This window comes from Streptomyces doebereineriae (assembly GCF_031845645.1).
Lineage (GTDB): Bacteria > Actinomycetota > Actinomycetes > Streptomycetales > Streptomycetaceae > Streptomyces > Streptomyces canus.
Map to the genome: position 1 here is coordinate 85,862 of NZ_JAVREZ010000026.1, position 16,620 is coordinate 102,481.

The following is a 16,620-nucleotide window of genomic DNA, read 5'->3' on the forward strand; positions in this document are numbered from 1 at the left end:
CGGCGATCGAGCTTCGGAAAGCTACGTGATTTCGTCACACAATTCCAACAGCCGCCGGGGGTAACTTGGTTACGCCCTGCAGTCCGTGCGGGCCGGCCACGGGCGGACGGTGAACTTCCCGTCGGGCCGTTTGTGCAGCCAGCCGCGGTCGGCCTGCTTCTTCGGCTTCCCGCGCAGCGGCTCCAGCTTGCCCCGCACCCCGGTGTCCACGCCCGGCGCCTCGTCGATCTGCCGGGTAGCGACCGGACTGACGGCCGCCCGCACGGCAGTCAAGATGCGCTGATACTCCGCCGCCAACGCAGACTCCAAAACTCCCGGCCCACGCTCCGGGACCACTGCCCGACCCGCCACCTGAACCACCGGCGATCCGGCCTGGGCCCGCTCGTCGGCGAGCTGCCCACTCATCCGCTGCCACACCCGCTCGGTTACGGCAAGCCATCCCGCTCGGCCCGCACCTCCGCCAGCTGCTTGACCAGCTGTTCTTCGAGTCCGTCCAGCTCCGCACGAAGCGCGGCGATCCGTTCCTGTGTGAAGGACACCCTGACCACGAGGCCGACCACGGCAGGTCAGCGTGCTGGTGAACCCTGACGTCGGTGGTGGCCGGCATCTGTTGCTCGGGTGCCTGGTGGAGGTCTGCCATGCCCCGAACTATTTGGAGCGGTGCCATCTTGTGGCCTGGTCACTTCTCTGAACCAGCTCAACGGGGCAATCGTTAGGGGCTGCGGGTTACGTAGTCCCGCAGCCCTCTGAGAGCAGGCGCGCTTCTTGCGCCGCTCCCGTTTACGTGCGTATGCCTGCGAGACTGACTTCGTGTACTCACGCGGGTCGGTCAGGCGTTCCGGTGGATCGTCCTCAGTCCATGAGGTGATGAACTCCTCGACATGGACCTGCAGTCGGCTGAGCAGGGACTCAGAACCCTGCAGTTCGGCGGAGACGTCCTCGGCCGCCTCGTCCAGTGCAAGACCCAAGGGTCTGGCCAGCCAACTAGAGAACCAGGACCGTCATCCAGAGCGCCCACATTCCCAGGGTGAGGATCAGAACTGCGCTTTCGCTGAGCCACCGCCTGATCCAGACGAGAGTGTTCTGCCCGGCCACTCCAGTTCGTAGAGCTCGGCGAGTCAGGATGTGACTCAACTGGCGTGATGCGAACAGCGCGCTGGGCACCGCAGGGACCAGAGAAAGCGCGATTCGCACATACAGCTCAGCTGTTGAATCACCCGGGACCAGCAGGAGACTTCCGGATCCGAGCAGGACGGCAATGACGAACCACAGCCATGAGCGAAACGCCAGCACGTCGGAAGCAGGGCACCACACGCTGTTCTCGGCCTTCCGGCCGATCTTTCCCGGTCCAAGCTTGAGCAGAGCCGCCACGGCCTGGTCGGCCTCAGCGGCCGCGCTCGACGCCTCCCGCCGATCCCCTCGTTCGGAAACGAGGAACACCCAGGTGGTCAGGCGGGTCTCAAAGGCTGGCAGGATCCTCCCGTAATTCTTGATCAACGCAGCCATCGTCGCCATCCCTGCTGTCGGTAGGAGCGGTACTCTCCGTAAGGCCGTAAGCCGTGGATGCGCCGCCATACCACCTGTCGATTCCGTCCGCGCGCTGCGTGTAGCGGTGATGGTATCGGCGGTTCGCCTTGGCTGCTCTGCTACGCATCCGCTGTTGTACCTGCCGCGGCCGCGAGCTCCCTTCGCGAACCGGGCCATCCTGCGGCTCTTCGAGAGCCATCCGAGTAGCGGAAGCACTTACCGGCACCGAACGTGGCGCCACCGGCTATATCTTCCGGTGCATACCCGTGTCGGGGCGAGGAGAACGTTCGTCGTGGTCGACATCACCGAGCTCTACGTCCACTGGTACCCGGGTCGCTCGAAGAGCGAACTGCCTGCGTCATTGGGTGTGGACCGCAAGACGGTCAGGAAGTGTCTGGTCTCGGCGGAGGCGTCCGGGCCCAGCCCGGGCGGCCCCCGATGAGCGAGGCCGACTGGTCGAAGCTGATCAAGGAGTGGCTCCCGGTGCACTCCAGTGAGATGCCGCCGTTCCGAGCCTTGAGACAAAGCCCCACGACCCCCGCGCCCAGGCACCACCGTCTGCTCCGGTATCCGACGCCGGTGAGGGAGACCATGAACGGGCGGCAGGCACGGCTCGGCGTCCTACGCTTCCTGCGCGAGCCCTCGGGCTGCCCGGCCGGGCCGGGCGACTGATCCTGGAGTGGGCTGCCTCCTGGGCTTCCACCGGATTGGCCTGACAGGGTGGCCGTAGCACCACGTCTGGCCGTCAAGCCTCTCATCTGCGGTGATGCCTGCTAGCTTCGCCAGCTGATCTGTGGTCCCGTACGCCTGCAGCTGAGGCAGGGCCACGACTGCGAGGCGAGGGAGACTGCTGTGAGGGAAGACGCTAAGAGGCCGACGATGGCTCCATTCAAGCGCAGGACTTTCCTGGCCACTGCCGCAGCGACGGCCACCGCGACAGCCGCACCGGCGTCGGCCGCGGGTCCCCACAACGGACCAGCCGACCCGTGGCCTCTCGACTCCGTGGCCCGCCTGCTGGCCATGCCCGAGGCCGGCCGCGGTATCGACTGGCTCAGGACGGCGCTACAGGTCGCCGTTGGGCTGGAGCTGTCCACCATCCCGCCGTACCTGTGCGGCTGGTGGTCCATCAGGGACCGCGGCGCGGAAGCCGCGCGACTGATCCGGCGCATCATCGACGACGAGATGTACCACCTGGGCGTGGTGTGCAACCTGCTCGTGGCCGTGGGCGGCACGCCCCGGATCAGGGCGGCGGCACCCACCTACCCCGGCCCGCTGCCCGGCGGCGTACGCGCCGACGTGACCGTGTACCTGTCGGGTTTGACCAGATCCTTCGTGCACGACGTGATGATGGCCGTCGAAGCCCCCGAGGAACCACTCGCCCTCAGCGACAGCGCCCCGCCCACCATCGGCGCCTTCTACGGCGCCATGCTGGAGGGCTTCAGGACCGTGGCCCCGCAGTTGTCGGCCCGCGGACAGCTGAGCGCCCACATCGGATCCGACGAACTGCGGCCGGTCGAGACCCTCCTGGACGCAGAGCGCTCCATCGACATCATCAGGGAACAGGGCGAGGGCACGAGCAGTTCCCCGGCCGACTCCTTCGCCGACGACCACCCGGCCCACTACTACGCCTTCGGCGAGATCTACCACGGCCGGCAACTGCGGCAGACCGACACGGGCTGGACGTTCACCGGGGCGCCCGTCCCCTTCCCCGATGCACGCCCCATGGCCCAAGTCCCGGCCGGCGGCTGGCCCCGCCCGTCGGCGCCCGTGCAACAGTTCCTGGACCGGTTCGACACCACCTACACCACCTTGCTCGACTCCCTCGACGCCGCCTGGGGCGACGGCGGTCCCCGCTCCCTGGGTGCGGCCATTCACGCCATGCGCGCCCTGGAAGAGCCCGCCGTACGGCTGATGGAGACCGAGATCCCCGGCACTCACAGCACATACGGCCCCCAGTTCCACGTACTCCCCTAATTGAGGGAGCCCGGAGCCCGCCCGGCGGAACGGACGGCGAAGTCGTCGGGTCAGCTGCCGGGACGCGGCCGGAGCGCACGCTCTGGAGGCGGCGGGGGACGGGCGAGGGTGCGGGGCGGGGGACCGATCCGCCGAAGCATGGAGGCCCGCATGGTTGACCCGATCTCGCCGTACCTCTCGCCGGAGCGCCTGAAGCACCTTCAGCAACTCGCCGACGCGTCCAGGCTGCGCGCGGCGCCGTATCCGTCTCCGAAGCCGCCGCCGGTCCGGCGCCGCTTGCGGCAGCACCCCGGTGGCCCGACAGCACCTGTGGCGGTCCGCGTGCGAGTACGGCCCCGGGCCTCAGCCGTGTGCAGAGTGCTCACACGTTCTGGTTGCGAGCCGGGCGGCCGTATCGCTCCGCCCATCCGGTTGGGACCGGAGGTGCCACCCACTCTGCGGGGGTTCATCGGACGTCGACGTAGTCGGTGGCCCGGGCGCTCCTGAGGTAGTGGTTTCCGGTCTCGCGGCTGAGGGCGATGGCCCAGGTGCCGTCCCTTTCGGCGGTCACCATGCCCACGAGGTGGCCATGTTTGTCGCTGTCCAGTTCGCAGACGTAGTGGTAGGTGGTGGAGCCGCGGGGTTTGAAGTAGAGGGTGGGGGAGCCGCTGTCGAGCGGCTTCCAGGTGGTGCCCTTCTTGTACTGGAGGGTGCCGCCGAAACTGATCGGTTGTGACTTGCGGACCGGGTCGGGATGGGCTCGGAAGCCGGTGATGCGGGTGGCGTAGCGGTAGAGGTGGACGGGCTTGGTGGTGCTGGTGGCCAGGTCGGGGGTGCCGTTGAAGCGGGCGCGCCAGTAGGTGTTGGTGTTCGGGGTGGTGAAGGTGCGGGCGAAGTCCTCGGCGAACTGGGGCTTGTTGTAGCGGATCTTGACGGGGAGGGTGGCGGCGTTCTTCCAGCCGCTCTTGCCGTCCTTGGAGTACTGCAGGGTGACGGTGGGCTTGGTGGGCCAGGTTGCGCGTGCATCCTCGTAGTAGACGGAGCCGAAGACCTTGAGGGTCGAGTCATCGTTGAGGGACGAGCTCATCTCGATGTGGGTGGTGTAGGCGACGTGGAGGCTGAAGGGTTCGGTGGAGGTCTGCTGGAAGGGCATGTAGGCGGTACCGGCCACGAGTTCGGCGGTCGGGGCGGCGTTGTACGAGGAGACGGGCAGGGTGTAGGTGCCCTGGCTGTCGGTTGTGGTCTCGGCGAGTGTGAAGTCGGGAAGGCCGTTCGGGCCGAGGTCGGAGAGGGTGATCGCGGTATGCGGCAGCGGTTGCCAGCCGGTACTGGTCTGGATCTCCGCGTGGCCGGTGACGGTGCCGGTGGCGCCCTGCTTCAGGTTCAGGGCGTGGGTGCTGGCTGTGAAGCGGACCGGTGCCTGGGTGGTGTGCAGGTACTGCTTGGGCGCCATCACGTCGATTGCCCCGGGGTAGGCGTTGGAGGCCTGGGGTGCGACGGTCAGGTCGATCGATGTCTGGACGGGGACGAAGGCGGCGGTGAAGCGGCCGTCGGCTGCGGTGGTGGCGCTCACCCGGCCGCGCCCGGTCTCGATGTCGACGGGCAGGCCGTCGGCGGGAGCGGGGGCGTCGGGGTGGCGGGGATCGTCGGCGAGCACGGTGCCGGTGACGGAGACCTGCTGGTGGAGGTAGTCCGGCACGCTCGGGGTGGCGGTCAGGTCGGGGATCGTGACGATGGTCCGGTACTGCAGGTCGTACGGGGAGAGGGCACCGGTGACGGTGGCGCCGGAGGCGTCCTGCAGGTCGACGGTCACCCGGTAGTCACCGAGGTCGGCCAGGTGGACCGGCGCCCGCCAGGTGCCTGACGTGGCGTCCTGTCCGGAGTACTGGGTGAAGTCCTCGGTCGATCCGGCTTCCGGCGCCCCGTCCGGTGCGTCCAGAGGAAAGAAGTGGGCCGTGATGCGGGTGAGCGGGTTGTCGGAGTGTGCGGTCACGAAGAGCATGCCGGGCTGGCTGTACCAGCCGTCCGCGCCGACCAGGACGGGGCCGCCGGTGGCGCTGTCCGCCAGGGCGGGGGAGAGGCCTGTGGACAGGGAGCAGTACAGCGCGGTTGCCGTGGCTGCCGCCAAGAAAGTGCTGCGTCTCACGATGGTCCTCCAGAGAATCGTGCTGTGAGCGAGAGCACGAGGATCGAACAGAAGGGTTGTGCCGGGTCGAGGACCTGCGGTTTTCGCCGTTGATCAGTTGCACGCCGGTCAGGTGATCGAGAACTGTAGTGGTGCGTTCCGACAGGCAGGTACAGCGGTACGTCGCACGATCGTCCTGATGGCTGATGGCTGATGGCTGATGGCTCCTGAACCCGGAGGCCTCGGCCCGTAAAAGCAATTTCCATTTGCGCACTCGACCGGCTGACGGCGGGATTGTCACCGATCGCGGCCGCCTATGTGCCGAGATACGTCTACCGCGGCGCGTCGGGGACTTATCAGAGCATGACGCCCCGGCCTGACGATGCCGAGGGCCTGAGTTCATGGGACAAACCGAACCGGATACGGGGCAAGGTCCAGATCATCGACACCCAGAAGCTGGGCGACGATCTGGAAGCAGTACCGGACGGCGGAGGCCATGTCTCCGTCCGCCCGAAGGACATGAGCGAGATGGAAGGCTGGATAGCCTCGCGTGCAACGGCGAACGACAGTCCGCATCCGTTCACCGAAGTGCTGAAGGACGCCATCATCGACGCCTCGGAGATCGCCGAATGAGCACCCCCGACCTGACCGAACTGATCCTGCCCAGGCTCGACACGTCGACCGCCGCACTCGCCGCACGGCTGCAGTCCGACGGACTGGAAGCAGGGCGCGAACTGGGCCACTACACCTCCAGACGGCTTGCCCTGTGCGCCTACGCCTCCTTCGACGACGGGGCGGAGGAGGGCACCATCGACCTGATGCTGGAGGTCACCGACCGGGGCGACGGTGTCTCGATCGCCCTGGGTATCTACCGCGAATCCGGAAGGATCATCGCCGAGACCCCGCTCATCGAGATCCCAGGAGAGTTCACGGCAGCCGTCTCCGCCGAAGTCATGGACGAGTTCGACGCCCTGATCGACCGGACGTACGCCCTGATCGTCTCGGAGATCAACGGAAATTCCGCAGATCATTCGGACGCACAGTAAGGGTTGTCCGCAATGCTCAGTTGGGTGCGAACGAGGCGGAAACCCTCCTGTCGGCGGAGACTAGGGCGGGGGCAAGCGGACCCGCCTGTGCTTCCGCCACGCAGCAGCCTCGATCCATCCCTTTTTCTTCGCAGGGAATCCCGGCCTTCAGGCCGGGCGGGAATGCGATCCTCGACCCGGAGGCGCGATGCGCCGGAGATCTCTTCTGTTCGGGGTGACGGTCAGGCTGGGCGCTTCTGGTTCTCGATGCACTCCTTGACGATGCTCAGTGGTGCGCCGCCGCAGGACCCCGCGAAGTAGGACGGGGACCTCGAAATCGTCCAACGCACCCCCGGGAGCAGGGGATTCACCCCGATCCCGAAACGCTGGACGGTCGAGCGGACGTACGGCTCGCTCATGCTGCACCGCCGCCTGGCGCGCGACTACGAAACCCACCCACAGCGCTCCGAAGCCGTGATCCACCTGGGATCTGGCGGTCAGTGGCCCCGAGAACGACCACCCTGAACGGGCCCTCTGCCGAGCGGCATTCGCTGCCGACGCGACATGGGTGCGGCGTCTGCTGGCCGACGACGAATTGCTGACCAGCCTTCATCTGGACGAGGACGACTGGGCATCACTGGCCCAGGCGGCCGGACTGTAACGTGCAAAGCCCCACGCAGCCCGACGGCCACTGCTGCCAGGCGGCCGACCCCCAACGGTTGGCCTGCTTCAACTGCCGACTCGGGAGGTCGGGCACGCCTCTGTTCGGGGACACTCCGACCGCCCGCTCAGGGGCGTCATCCACCTTTACGATCTCGCGGTGACGATCTGGACGGAGCGCCCTGCCAAGACCGACGTCGAAGCGGTCGTTTGCCGCTACTTCAGCCTGCTCCGAGCTGGGAAGGTCCCTGAGGCCGAACAGCTCGTCGATCACTCATCGGTCCGGCATGTGCTCAAGTCGCTATGGGCCGGCTCGGTCGGAGCGAGCGCCGATGCGGAGGAGGCGAGTTGCAGCCCTGCTGCCGATGCGTGGGAGCGGGACCTGTCTTGGCTCTGCGAGCTCGATCTCGGGGACTTCAACTGGGGCCACACTGGCAGCCATTTCTACGCCGAGGTCACCTACCGCGGGCAGGTAATCGAGGTGTCATTGGGCTTTTGGATCAAGCCAACCGACGCTGGATGGGTCGTCGCGGGACCGTCCACACTCTGGTAGGACACACGGAAGACCAGCACCATCCGGGCGTCGGCTGAATTTCCCGCTGACGGACGATCACCTGCTGACGATCAAGGCTCCGACCAGCCCGAGCGCACCGGGCCCCGTCCCACGTCGACCCAGTGACCTGCAACTTCAGGTTGGAAAGGCTGAGTCCTTCCAGTGGTCCTGAAGCTTCTCGGTGGCTTCTTGCATCTTGTCGTCGTAGTCGACGAGGAAACCCGGCGACCGTTCGTGGCCACCGCACTAGCGCATCAGGCAACGTGCGCCCTCGCGGCGCCCGGCACGCACTCTCGCCGCACCGGACACGCTCCTCGACGGGCGCATGTTGCCTGGTGCGGCGCTAACACGAGGCGAAGTCGCAGGGCGGACAGGCTCAGGACGATGCGGCGGAGGACGAGGAAGGCGCCGCGGACGGGCTGAAGCCGGGGGATGAGGAGGACGAGCACGAGGGGCACGTCTTCCCCGCCCTGAAGATCTCCAAGGACGCGGTCGGCCGCTCGAAGATGCACCCGATTCCGGTCATCCGCGCCGAGGATCGCGACAGCGGCCCGTGGCCGCTGATCAGTGAGGACATGGACGGCGAACCGCGCTGGGTCCACCCCGACGTGACCGCCACCCGCGTTCCCCACGTCCGCGCGACCGGCAAGCGCGTGCGGCGCGACCAGCTCGAGGTGCCCGACTCCTTCGGCGAAGGCATGCTGTGCCTGATCGACCGTAACGGCAGTTACCCCTCCGCCTGTTCGGCCGTCCCGCTCGCCCCGAACAAACTCCTGCACACCGGCCCGCTCGACGCCTACGACAAGGCAGGGGCCGGCATCTACCTCATCGACATCCCGGAGCGGACCCGCACCGACATGCCCCACCCGCTCGGGCGGATCACCGACCGGCCCGACGATGACGGCCGGGTGCGGGTCACCACCCCCCACATCAAGCAGCTGGCCAAGCTCGTGCGCGAGGGCCACCTCGCGGCCGCGCCGGCCATTCACGACTCCTGGACCGGCAAGGCCAACGAGTCGCTGTTCAAGCCGTTCTACGAGGCCACCCGCAAGGCACGCACCGAGCTCGTCCAGGTCGGTGGCGACCCGCCGCTGCGCTGCGTGTACGTCATTCGTTCGCGTACCTCACGCAGGGGTCCGGGGGCGGTATCCAGGCCCGCCGCAGCAGCTCTTGTGGAACCCCACGCCGGCTTTCAGCTAACGGGACCGCTGCATTCGCGGCGGCCACCGGCGGTGACTACCGCTCGCCAGGCGCTGCTTGACCTTGTCGCTGGCGGCAGGGTTGAACGATGACGGCATGAACAGCAACACCGCACCGCGGAGCAGCAGGATCGTCGCCGTCACCGGAGCCGGCACCGGGATCGGCCGGGCGACCGCCCGCGCCTTCGCTGCCGAGGGCGCCCATGTGGTCGCGATCGGGCGGCGAGCCGAGCCGCTCATGGAGGCCGCTGCCGAGAACGACCGGATCACAGCGCTGACCGCCGATATCACCGCTGAGGGCGAGCCCTCTCGGATTCTTCAGGCCGTGCTGGAGAGGCACGGTCGGCTGGACGTGTTGGTCAACAACGCCGGCATCGTGCGCAGTGGCGCCCTCGGCACGCTGACGCCAGAGATGATCGAGACTCAACTTGCGACCAACCTCGTGGCCCCCACCCTGCTGGCTCAGGCCGCGCTGCCGCTCCTGGAGGCGTCGGGCGGGGTGATCGTCAATGTGAGTACGTCGGTGGGGCAGCGGGCCTGGCCGGGTAGCTCGGTCTATGCGGCGACCAAGACCGCTCTGGAGCTGCTGACCCGCAGTTGGGCCGTCGAGCTGGCACCCCGCGGGGTCCGGGTGGTGGCAGTCGCCCCCGGCGCGATCGACACCCCCATCGGCGAGCATCAGGGCCTGACGCCGGAGCGCATGGCAGCGGTGCGGGAGTGGCAGCTGGCGCACACCCCGCTGGCCCGGATCGGTCGCCCCGAGGAGGTGGCGTGGGCGATCACTCAGCTTGCTGCCCCGGCTGCGTCGTTCGTCACCGGAGTGGTACTCCCGGTCGACGGCGGAGCGGTCGTGGCGTGATAAGAGTGGCCGGGGAGGTGGGACGGGTGCGGATCGGTGAACTGGCCACGGCAACTGGAACGACCGCTCGTGCGCTGCGGCACTATGAGCAGGTCGGACTGATCTCTTCCGAACGGGCCTCCAACGGCTACCGCCTCTACGACGAGCGGACCGTGGTGCGAGTCCGCAACATCCGCCACCTCCTGGCCGCCGGGCTCACCCTGGACGACGTGCGGGTGTTCCTGCCCTGTCTGGATGGTGATGTGGCTGCCGCACCGCCCTCGGACCAGGGCCTGCGGGTCGCGCTGGAACGGCTGGCGGTCCTCAACCAACGGATCGCGACCCAGACCCAGGCCCGCGACCGGCTGGAAGCCGCATTGGGAAGGGCAACCGGTGGGCGAATCCGCCCCGCAGCCTGACCGCCCGCCTCGCGCAAAGCCGGAGGAACCTGGCGTCGCTTCGCTCACAACGGCTACTCATGGTGACAACACGCCTGCCTTGGTGACAAGGATCGTGTTTCGGCTGCCGCCCGATCAGCGCCTGGGCCATGGGCGAAAGGCTCCGCAAGCTCGGCATCCGGCTCGCCGAGACGCGCTCGAACGCGCTATTCCAGCTCGCCACCGAGCTGCCCCGCGATCCTCGCCCGCACCCTCGGCATCCACATCACCGGCGCCGTCAAAATGGCAGCGGGCCGCCGCCGGCGCCTGGGCCGCCTAGGGCGTGTTCTAGGTTCTGATCTCGGTTTGAGTGATGGGGTCCGAGCCAGTGAGTGGCCTGGTAGCAGACCGGTTGGCGTGTGGCGATCTGGTCGATGGCGAGTGGGAGTTGGTTGGGTCACTGCTCCCGGTCGGGGAGCGCGGCTGCTGCCTGGAGGGTTGCGGAAGCAGTTCGATGGGGTGGTGTGCTTCCAGGCGCTGATGGAGGCGATGATCGCCGAGACTGGTGCGTAGGAGCTGGTGGATGTGAACCTGGTCAGCGTGGACTCCACCGTGGCACGCGCCCGTCAGAACGCGGCCGGAATAGTGGTGGATCCGGAGTTGCTGGCAGGGCTGGCAGGGCTCGTGCGGCGGCTGACCGGCCACCCACGACGCCGCCGGTACAGCGCCTTTCCGAGCCTGATCTCCCGGTATCGACTGGAGGCGTGTTGATCACCGTCGACGGCATTAATCTGAACTGTTCCGGCATCGCGGCCCTCGCATACGGGGAGACATCTGTCCGGCTCGCCGACGAGGCGCGATCACGGGCTGCGCGATCCTTCGAACACGCGGTGCAGGTCAGCGCCGAACGCGCGGTGTACGGCAGATCGACAGGTGTGGGCGCCAATCGCGACATCGCCATCGACGATGCGAACGCACATGCCCTGGCCCTCCTGCGCAGCCACGCCACATCCGCGGGGCCGCTCCGGAGCCCGGAGCGCGTGCGCGCGATGCTCGCCGTCCGCCTCAATCAGCTCGCCGCCGGAGGCAGCGGCGCGGCGCCTGAACTCCTCGACGGCCTGGTGGTCATGCTCGCGGCCGACGCGCTGCCGCCCGTGCGCGAGGTGGGCAGCATCGGCACCGGTGACCTCCCGGCGCTCGCGGTCACCATCCTCTCGCTGCTCGGAGAGGTCCGAACATCCACGGCGCTTCTGGCACCCGTCGCGTGCGACCCGAAGGACGCCATGCCGGTCATCAACAGCAACGCCGCCACGATCGGAGACGCTGCGCTCGCCCACGCCTCGCTCGCCGTTCTGTCACGGTCCGCGATCACGGTGGCGGCGCTGACGTTCGCGGCGGTGGATGGCAATCCCGAGGCGTTCGCCGAGGTCGTCGAGCAAGTGACGCCGTTCAGCGGGGCACGCGAGGTATGCCGGTCGATGCGCCGGCTCATCCCCTCGATACCGGCACCCACGCGCATTCAGGACCCGCTGGGACTGCGCAGCATGCCGCAGGTGCACGGCGCGTTCATCGACGCCCTCTCCCACCTCGACGATGTCGTCTGCCGTATGGCGAACGCCCCGTCCGAGAATCCCGCGCTGTTGCCCGGTCACGGTGTTGCCCATCACGGTGGCTTCTACGCCGCGTACCTGGCGCAGGCACTCGATACGACCGTCTCCGCGGCCGCCCAGTCGGCGCAGCTGGCCATGGCCAGAGTGTCCATGCTCACCGAGCCCGGGTTCACCGGACTGGCGCCGTTCCTCGGGGCGGGGGCCGCAGGCGCGTCGGGGGTGATGGCCTGCGAGTACGTCGCGGCCTCCGCGCTCGGCTCGTTGAGAGCCCTCGCCATGCCGACGGCAGTCCAGACCGTCACGCTGTCGCGCGGGGTGGAGGAGGACGCGAGTTTCGCTTCGCACGGTGCGCGCCAGGCATTGACCGCGGTGGACGACTACCGGACTGTGCTGGCGTGTGAACTCGTGGCCGCCGTACGCGCGGTGCGACTTCGCGGTGCGCGGGTCGACGATCTCTTTGACGACCTGACGATGGAGATGGCCGACCGCGACCTCACCGCCGACATCGCCGCAGCGGCACGCCTGCTGCCAAAGCTCGCCGACATCCCGCAGAGGACGAGAATCGCTTGATGACGGTCTTGGCACGGGCGTACGAGAACGCCCATGTTGATACGAGTGGCTGTTCCATCGGTCCGCTGCGGTGTGGCATTAGCGTGTACCGACTTGGTTGAGATCTTCATGTGAGGCTGCGGACCCAGATGACAGCGCCGCGCATGTGGAGTCCGCGAGGTAGCTGACCGGGGTCTTGTCGTAGTGGGTGGCTAGCCCACGCCACTCCTTGATCTGTTGATGCAGCGTTCCACCGTGTTGCGGTCGCGGTAGAGCTCGGCGTCATGGGCGAGGGGCCGCCCGCCCCGGCGCCCCTTCTTCTTCCGGTTGGCCGCCTGGTCGGTCTTCTCCGGGATCACCGCCCGGATCCTGCGTCTGCGCAGGTAGGCACGGTTGGCGCGGGAGGAGTACGCCTTGTCCGCGGCCACGGCGGCAGGGCGGGTGCGGGGCCGGCCGATCGGGCCCCGGACCTTGATGCGCTCCAGGACGGCGGTGAAGCGAGGGCTGGCGGCGGCCTGGCCGGGGCTGAGCACGAAGGACAACGGGCGGCAGCGGTGGTCCGCTGACAGGTGCACCTTGCTGGTCAACCCGCCGCGTGAGCGCCCCAGTTCGGCGGCGCGGAGCCGGGCCTTGTGGCGTCGGCGCAGACGCCGTCCCTCCTCGCGGGCGGCATCCGCCTGCCCGTCCGGCCCGGCTACCGGGGCGTTTGGTCCCTTTGGCGAAGCCTCTTTCCCTCGGCGACGGACTTCTCCAGGGCTTCGAGCAGCTCCGCATCGACCGTCATCCCGGCGGCGTGGTGGTGGGCGCGGGCCACAGTGGAGTCCACGCTCACCAGGCCGAGGTCTGCCTGACCGAGCGCGGCGACCTCGGCGATCACCGCTTCCATCAGCGTCAGGAAGACCTCGGACCTGGCCCAGAGGTGGAACCGCCCATAGACGGTGGACCAGGGCCCGTACCGCTCGGGCATGTCCCGCCACGGACCGCCCGTACGGAACCGCCACATCACGCCGTCGACGAGCCTGCGCAGGTCGGGTATTGGGCCGCGTTCGCCCAGCGGCAGCAGCGGTTCGAACACAGCCCGCTCGTCGTCCGTGAGATCACGCCGGGTCATCCCGCTTGTCTACCGTCCCGGCCCGGCCGGGACAGAGAAACATCCAGACCCGTGATCTCCACTCGGCACACGCCCTAGGCCGCCGACGTCAGCAACCGCACACGAAAGGGCTGCAGCCCCGTGACCTTCCAGGACCATCTCCGGACCCTTGCCGAACAAGCGATCAGCTCGATCCCGGTTGGCGAGGCAGAGCACATCTACGTCATCTCGTTCTTCATCGACAACGAGAGGGACGACCCACGACAGCCCACCCTGATCATCGGATACAACACCGACGCCCAGTTCCGACGCACCTTGGCGGACGCCTCCGACGAGGCGGAAGCCCGCTGGAACCACGCCTTCTGGCTACAGAACGAGCTCACGGCCATCGGCGACCTCACCCGGGACCCCGACGGAGCCGTAGCACGCCGCCAGCGGATCAGCGAACTCGGACTTTGGTACGACGAGCCCACACACCCCGAGGTCTGGATGACAACCGTGAGGCCGACCGCCGTGCTGATCGAGGCCAACTTCAACCAGGCATGCGTCCAACTCGCGCGCGACCTCCACAACGATGGCGTCATCAAGAGTGCCATCGGCAGGCCAGTGCCCGTGATCCTCCACGAACTGGAGTACTACGAGGGGATTGCTCGTCGGACCGCGGCGGCCAACCCGCCCGGACTCGCTGACGACTTCACGGCGTGGGTCCGCGTTGGCTGAGGTCTTCGGGAGCTCTGACCGCAGTTTCGTGAAAGGCCGGATCAGGACGGTGCCCTGGCACTTGGGGGTTGTCATTCGCGCTCGCGTGCTCTCGCGAGTGTGGTGACCATGATGTGGGCTTCGGTGGGCTGATCCGCGAGCCGTCCTGCTTCGAGGATCGCCTCGTTCGTCATCCGGGGGCCAACCTGGTGGGCTCGGTGAACGGCGTCGACGTTCGATTGCGCGGTCAGCACGAGGAGCCAGCGCATGGCCTGCACGGGGTCGGCTTCCGTACCGACGCCGTCCCGGTACCAGTCGGCCGCGACATCCGCTGCGCCGGCGTGGCCGTTCTCGGCTGCCCGCACGTACCAACTCAGGGCTTCCTCGTTGCGTCTGTCGGCCGCCAACTCGTCTCCCAGGACCGCGGCAGCCTGCGTGATGCCCCCGTTGGCGGCCTGGGTCAGCAGTCGGAGGTACTCGTCGCGGTCAGCGCGACAGTTGCCTTCCCTCTGGGTGACCGCAGCGTTGAAGGCCCCGTAGGGGTCCCCTTTCGCGGCTGCCGCACGAAACAGCGCCAGAGCCTCGTCACGGTTCTCTTCCACTCCCTTGCCTCGCACCAGCATGAAACCGAAAGTGCGAAGGCCGGCGGCGTGACCAGCGGCGGCCGCGGCCCTGGCATAGCCGACCGCCATCGGAAGGGCGTCTTCGGTGAAGTAGTCCATCAAGATCCCCGCCATCAGAGCCTGCGCGGCAGGGTCTCCCGCATCAGCGAGCGGTCTGATGTGAGGGGCTGCGAATCTGCTGGCTGCGTTCGCGCCGTCCAGGCTGCCCAGCTTGGCAGTCTCGATCCAGGCAAGCCCGGCATCTACCCAGCGTCCGACCTCAGCCGCCTCCTGCCCAGCGACGAGAAGCTCTTGTAGCTGCGCCGACTCGGGTTGGGGCAGGACGGACGTCACGGAGGCTCCTGGAAAGAGTGCGGGTGGCAACCGGCCGATTGAAGCAGAAGCGCCTCTTCCGCACGGCATGCAGCTTGATCTCGCATGGGAGATCGGCGTCGACACCGAGTCTCTCAGGCCCTCAAGATCTTTCACGGAACAGGCAGGCCTATTCGGGCAGTTCCAATACCCGACGCCACCAGTACAGGTCTCCCTCAAACGCAAACGCGCTGCCGTGGCCATCCTCAGCACCCACGTCGTGGACCGCCTTGGCCAGGCCGCCCCCAGCACCACGGCCAGCTACGAGCTGCGCTCGGTCGCCGTCGATGCACTGAACCCAGCAACGTCACCAGCGGAACCTCGTGCCCGATCCGCTTCCAATGCGCCGGCTGCGGCTTCTACCGCCCCGACCCCTCCTACCTCCCCGCCATCGAGCAGCACTTCAACGAACTGCGCGCCGACCGCGAAACCGCCCAGGCCATGGACGCCGGCATCCGCAGCTCCTGCGACTAAATCACCGACGACGCGCGAAAGTACGACCCGGCGTTCTACGCCGACCTTGAGCAACTGGAACTCGCCACGTCTGCACCTTCGCCCTACATGCACACCGCTCGGCTCTTCCAGCTGACGGCGCCAGGGGGATCCCCAGTGGATGCGCTGCCGCGGCGGCAGCAGGCTGTAGTCCAGGGTGCGCAGCCCCAGTACACCGGCCGCACCACCACCCTCACCCGGACGGCCAGCGCTACGGTCGCCGGCCAGCTTGCTTCGGCGCTGCACGGTCATCCGTGGACGGGCTGGTCGTTCTCCGCCGGGTGGGGCAGCCGCGAGTCACTGAACGTCACGCTGGTGGAACCCGAGCTGGTGGTGGAAGTCGGCGTCGACGTCGCCCGCGACGCTGCTGGCCGGTGGCGCCACCCCGCACGCCTGCACCGCGCCCGCCCCGACCTCTCCGCCGCCGACGTCCCCCGCTGTACGACCAGCTCGCCGTCCAGCGCGGTCGCGTCCGGCAGATGCACGGCCCCGGCGACGACCTCCGGAAACGACGGCCTCATTTCGGTGCCGCGCCTCGAGCGCAGCACTACCTGGCCCGCGTCGACGGAGACGAGAGCCCGAAATCCGTCCCACTTCGGCTCCGCAGCACAGCCAGGCCGCAGATCGGGCACGGACACGGGAATGGTCAGCATCGGCTCCGGCAGTATCCACGTCACACTGGATCCTTTCCACCAAGAGCTCCGATGCTGTCCTGCCTGTGACGACCTGCCTTCGGTCAGCTGGCTGGCGGCGGCTCGGCAACATCTCCTGGGCCAACCCTTGTGCCTTCTCCTGCACCATCTCTTGCGCGGGGCACGGCAACGCCGCGAAGTCCATGCAGGTCAACCCAACGTACGGGCATGGTCTGGGGTCTGACGTCCCCGTTGCGACCCCGTTCGCCCATGCCCTGGCAGGAGTGGGAGGGCGGGATGGGCGGCGCGGGCGCGGC

The 16,620-nt window shown here is 68.0% G+C and carries 16 protein-coding genes and 3 pseudogenes; 13 read left to right on the top strand and 6 right to left on the bottom strand.

Annotated features, from left to right (window positions below):
- Positions 1–69 precede the first annotated feature (69 nt).
- Both RNB18_RS44980 and RNB18_RS44985 read right to left on the bottom strand, forming a co-directional pair.
- Complete coding sequence (locus RNB18_RS44980; RefSeq protein ID WP_311719968.1) at positions 70–264, bottom strand: hypothetical protein; 195 nt, start codon at positions 262–264, stop codon at positions 70–72.
- Positions 265–984: 720 nt separating this feature from the next.
- A complete protein-coding gene (locus tag RNB18_RS44985) occupies positions 985–1,506 on the bottom strand; it encodes a hypothetical protein (RefSeq protein WP_311719930.1) in 522 nt (173 codons plus the stop codon).
- Between the two features lie 313 nt (positions 1,507–1,819).
- Here RNB18_RS44985 and RNB18_RS44990 point away from each other — a divergent pair, with 313 nt between their 5' ends.
- Positions 1,820–1,969 carry a hypothetical protein gene (locus RNB18_RS44990; protein ID WP_311719931.1) on the top strand — a complete coding sequence of 50 codons (150 nt, stop codon included), beginning with the start codon at positions 1,820–1,822 and terminating at the stop codon, positions 1,967–1,969.
- Between the two features lie 437 nt (positions 1,970–2,406).
- Entirely contained in the window at positions 2,407–3,501 is a 1,095-nt protein-coding gene (locus tag RNB18_RS44995; RefSeq protein ID WP_311719932.1) for a ferritin-like domain-containing protein, read from the top strand.
- A gap of 445 nt (positions 3,502–3,946) precedes the next feature.
- Here RNB18_RS44995 and RNB18_RS45000 read toward each other — a convergent pair whose 3' ends face one another.
- Complete coding sequence (locus RNB18_RS45000; protein ID WP_311719933.1) at positions 3,947–5,626, bottom strand: hypothetical protein; 1,680 nt, start codon at positions 5,624–5,626, stop codon at positions 3,947–3,949.
- Between the two features lie 273 nt (positions 5,627–5,899).
- On the opposite strand from RNB18_RS45000, the gene RNB18_RS45005 reads away from it, so the two are divergent.
- From RNB18_RS45005 to RNB18_RS45045, 9 genes and pseudogenes are all read left to right on the top strand, one after another.
- Positions 5,900–6,238: a hypothetical protein gene (locus RNB18_RS45005; RefSeq protein WP_311719934.1), complete on the top strand. Its 339-nt coding sequence runs from the start codon at positions 5,900–5,902 to the stop codon at positions 6,236–6,238.
- The gene (locus RNB18_RS45010; RefSeq protein WP_311719936.1) at positions 6,235–6,651 is read left to right on the top strand and encodes a hypothetical protein; all 417 of its coding nucleotides are present in this window, start codon (positions 6,235–6,237) and stop codon (positions 6,649–6,651) included. The genes RNB18_RS45005 and RNB18_RS45010 overlap by 4 nt, the downstream gene beginning before the upstream one ends.
- Before the next feature lie 306 nt (positions 6,652–6,957).
- A pseudogene (locus tag RNB18_RS45015) lies at positions 6,958–7,116 on the top strand (IS5 family transposase); the annotation flags it as partial.
- A gap of 334 nt (positions 7,117–7,450) precedes the next feature.
- Complete coding sequence (locus tag RNB18_RS45020; protein ID WP_311719937.1) at positions 7,451–7,843, top strand: hypothetical protein; 393 nt, start codon at positions 7,451–7,453, stop codon at positions 7,841–7,843.
- Positions 7,844–8,349: 506 nt separating this feature from the next.
- A complete protein-coding gene (locus RNB18_RS45025) occupies positions 8,350–9,135 on the top strand; it encodes a hypothetical protein (RefSeq protein ID WP_311719973.1) in 786 nt (261 codons plus the stop codon).
- A 4-nt stretch (positions 9,136–9,139) separates the two neighbouring features.
- Positions 9,140–9,901 (top strand): SDR family NAD(P)-dependent oxidoreductase, encoded by a 762-nt coding sequence (locus RNB18_RS45030; protein ID WP_311719938.1) that lies wholly within the window; start codon positions 9,140–9,142, stop codon positions 9,899–9,901.
- Between the two features lie 26 nt (positions 9,902–9,927).
- Entirely contained in the window at positions 9,928–10,299 is a 372-nt protein-coding gene (locus RNB18_RS45035; RefSeq protein WP_311719939.1) for a MerR family transcriptional regulator, read from the top strand.
- Between the two features lie 543 nt (positions 10,300–10,842).
- Complete coding sequence (locus tag RNB18_RS45040; protein ID WP_311719940.1) at positions 10,843–11,028, top strand: hypothetical protein; 186 nt, start codon at positions 10,843–10,845, stop codon at positions 11,026–11,028.
- Positions 11,025–12,437, top strand: a complete 1,413-nt coding sequence (locus tag RNB18_RS45045) for an aromatic amino acid lyase (protein WP_311719941.1) — start codon at positions 11,025–11,027, stop codon at positions 12,435–12,437. Before RNB18_RS45040 ends, RNB18_RS45045 begins: the two co-directional genes overlap by 4 nt.
- A gap of 106 nt (positions 12,438–12,543) precedes the next feature.
- Here the strand turns inward: RNB18_RS45045 and RNB18_RS45050 are convergent.
- Positions 12,544–13,527 (bottom strand): annotated as a pseudogene (locus RNB18_RS45050) (IS5 family transposase).
- Positions 13,528–13,647: 120 nt separating this feature from the next.
- Here RNB18_RS45050 and RNB18_RS45055 point away from each other — a divergent pair.
- Complete coding sequence (locus tag RNB18_RS45055; protein ID WP_311719942.1) at positions 13,648–14,226, top strand: hypothetical protein; 579 nt, start codon at positions 13,648–13,650, stop codon at positions 14,224–14,226.
- Positions 14,227–14,297: 71 nt separating this feature from the next.
- Here the strand turns inward: RNB18_RS45055 and RNB18_RS45060 are convergent, their stop codons facing one another.
- The gene (locus RNB18_RS45060; RefSeq protein WP_311719943.1) at positions 14,298–15,161 is read right to left on the bottom strand and encodes a tetratricopeptide repeat protein; all 864 of its coding nucleotides are present in this window, start codon (positions 15,159–15,161) and stop codon (positions 14,298–14,300) included.
- Between the two features lie 184 nt (positions 15,162–15,345).
- On the opposite strand from RNB18_RS45060, the pseudogene RNB18_RS45065 reads away from it, so the two are divergent.
- A pseudogene (locus RNB18_RS45065) lies at positions 15,346–15,629 on the top strand (tyrosine-type recombinase/integrase); the annotation flags it as partial.
- A gap of 290 nt (positions 15,630–15,919) precedes the next feature.
- Here the strand turns inward: RNB18_RS45065 and RNB18_RS45070 are convergent.
- Entirely contained in the window at positions 15,920–16,348 is a 429-nt protein-coding gene (locus tag RNB18_RS45070; protein WP_311719944.1) for an ATP-dependent DNA ligase, read from the bottom strand.
- Between the last annotated feature and the right edge of the window lie 272 nt (positions 16,349–16,620).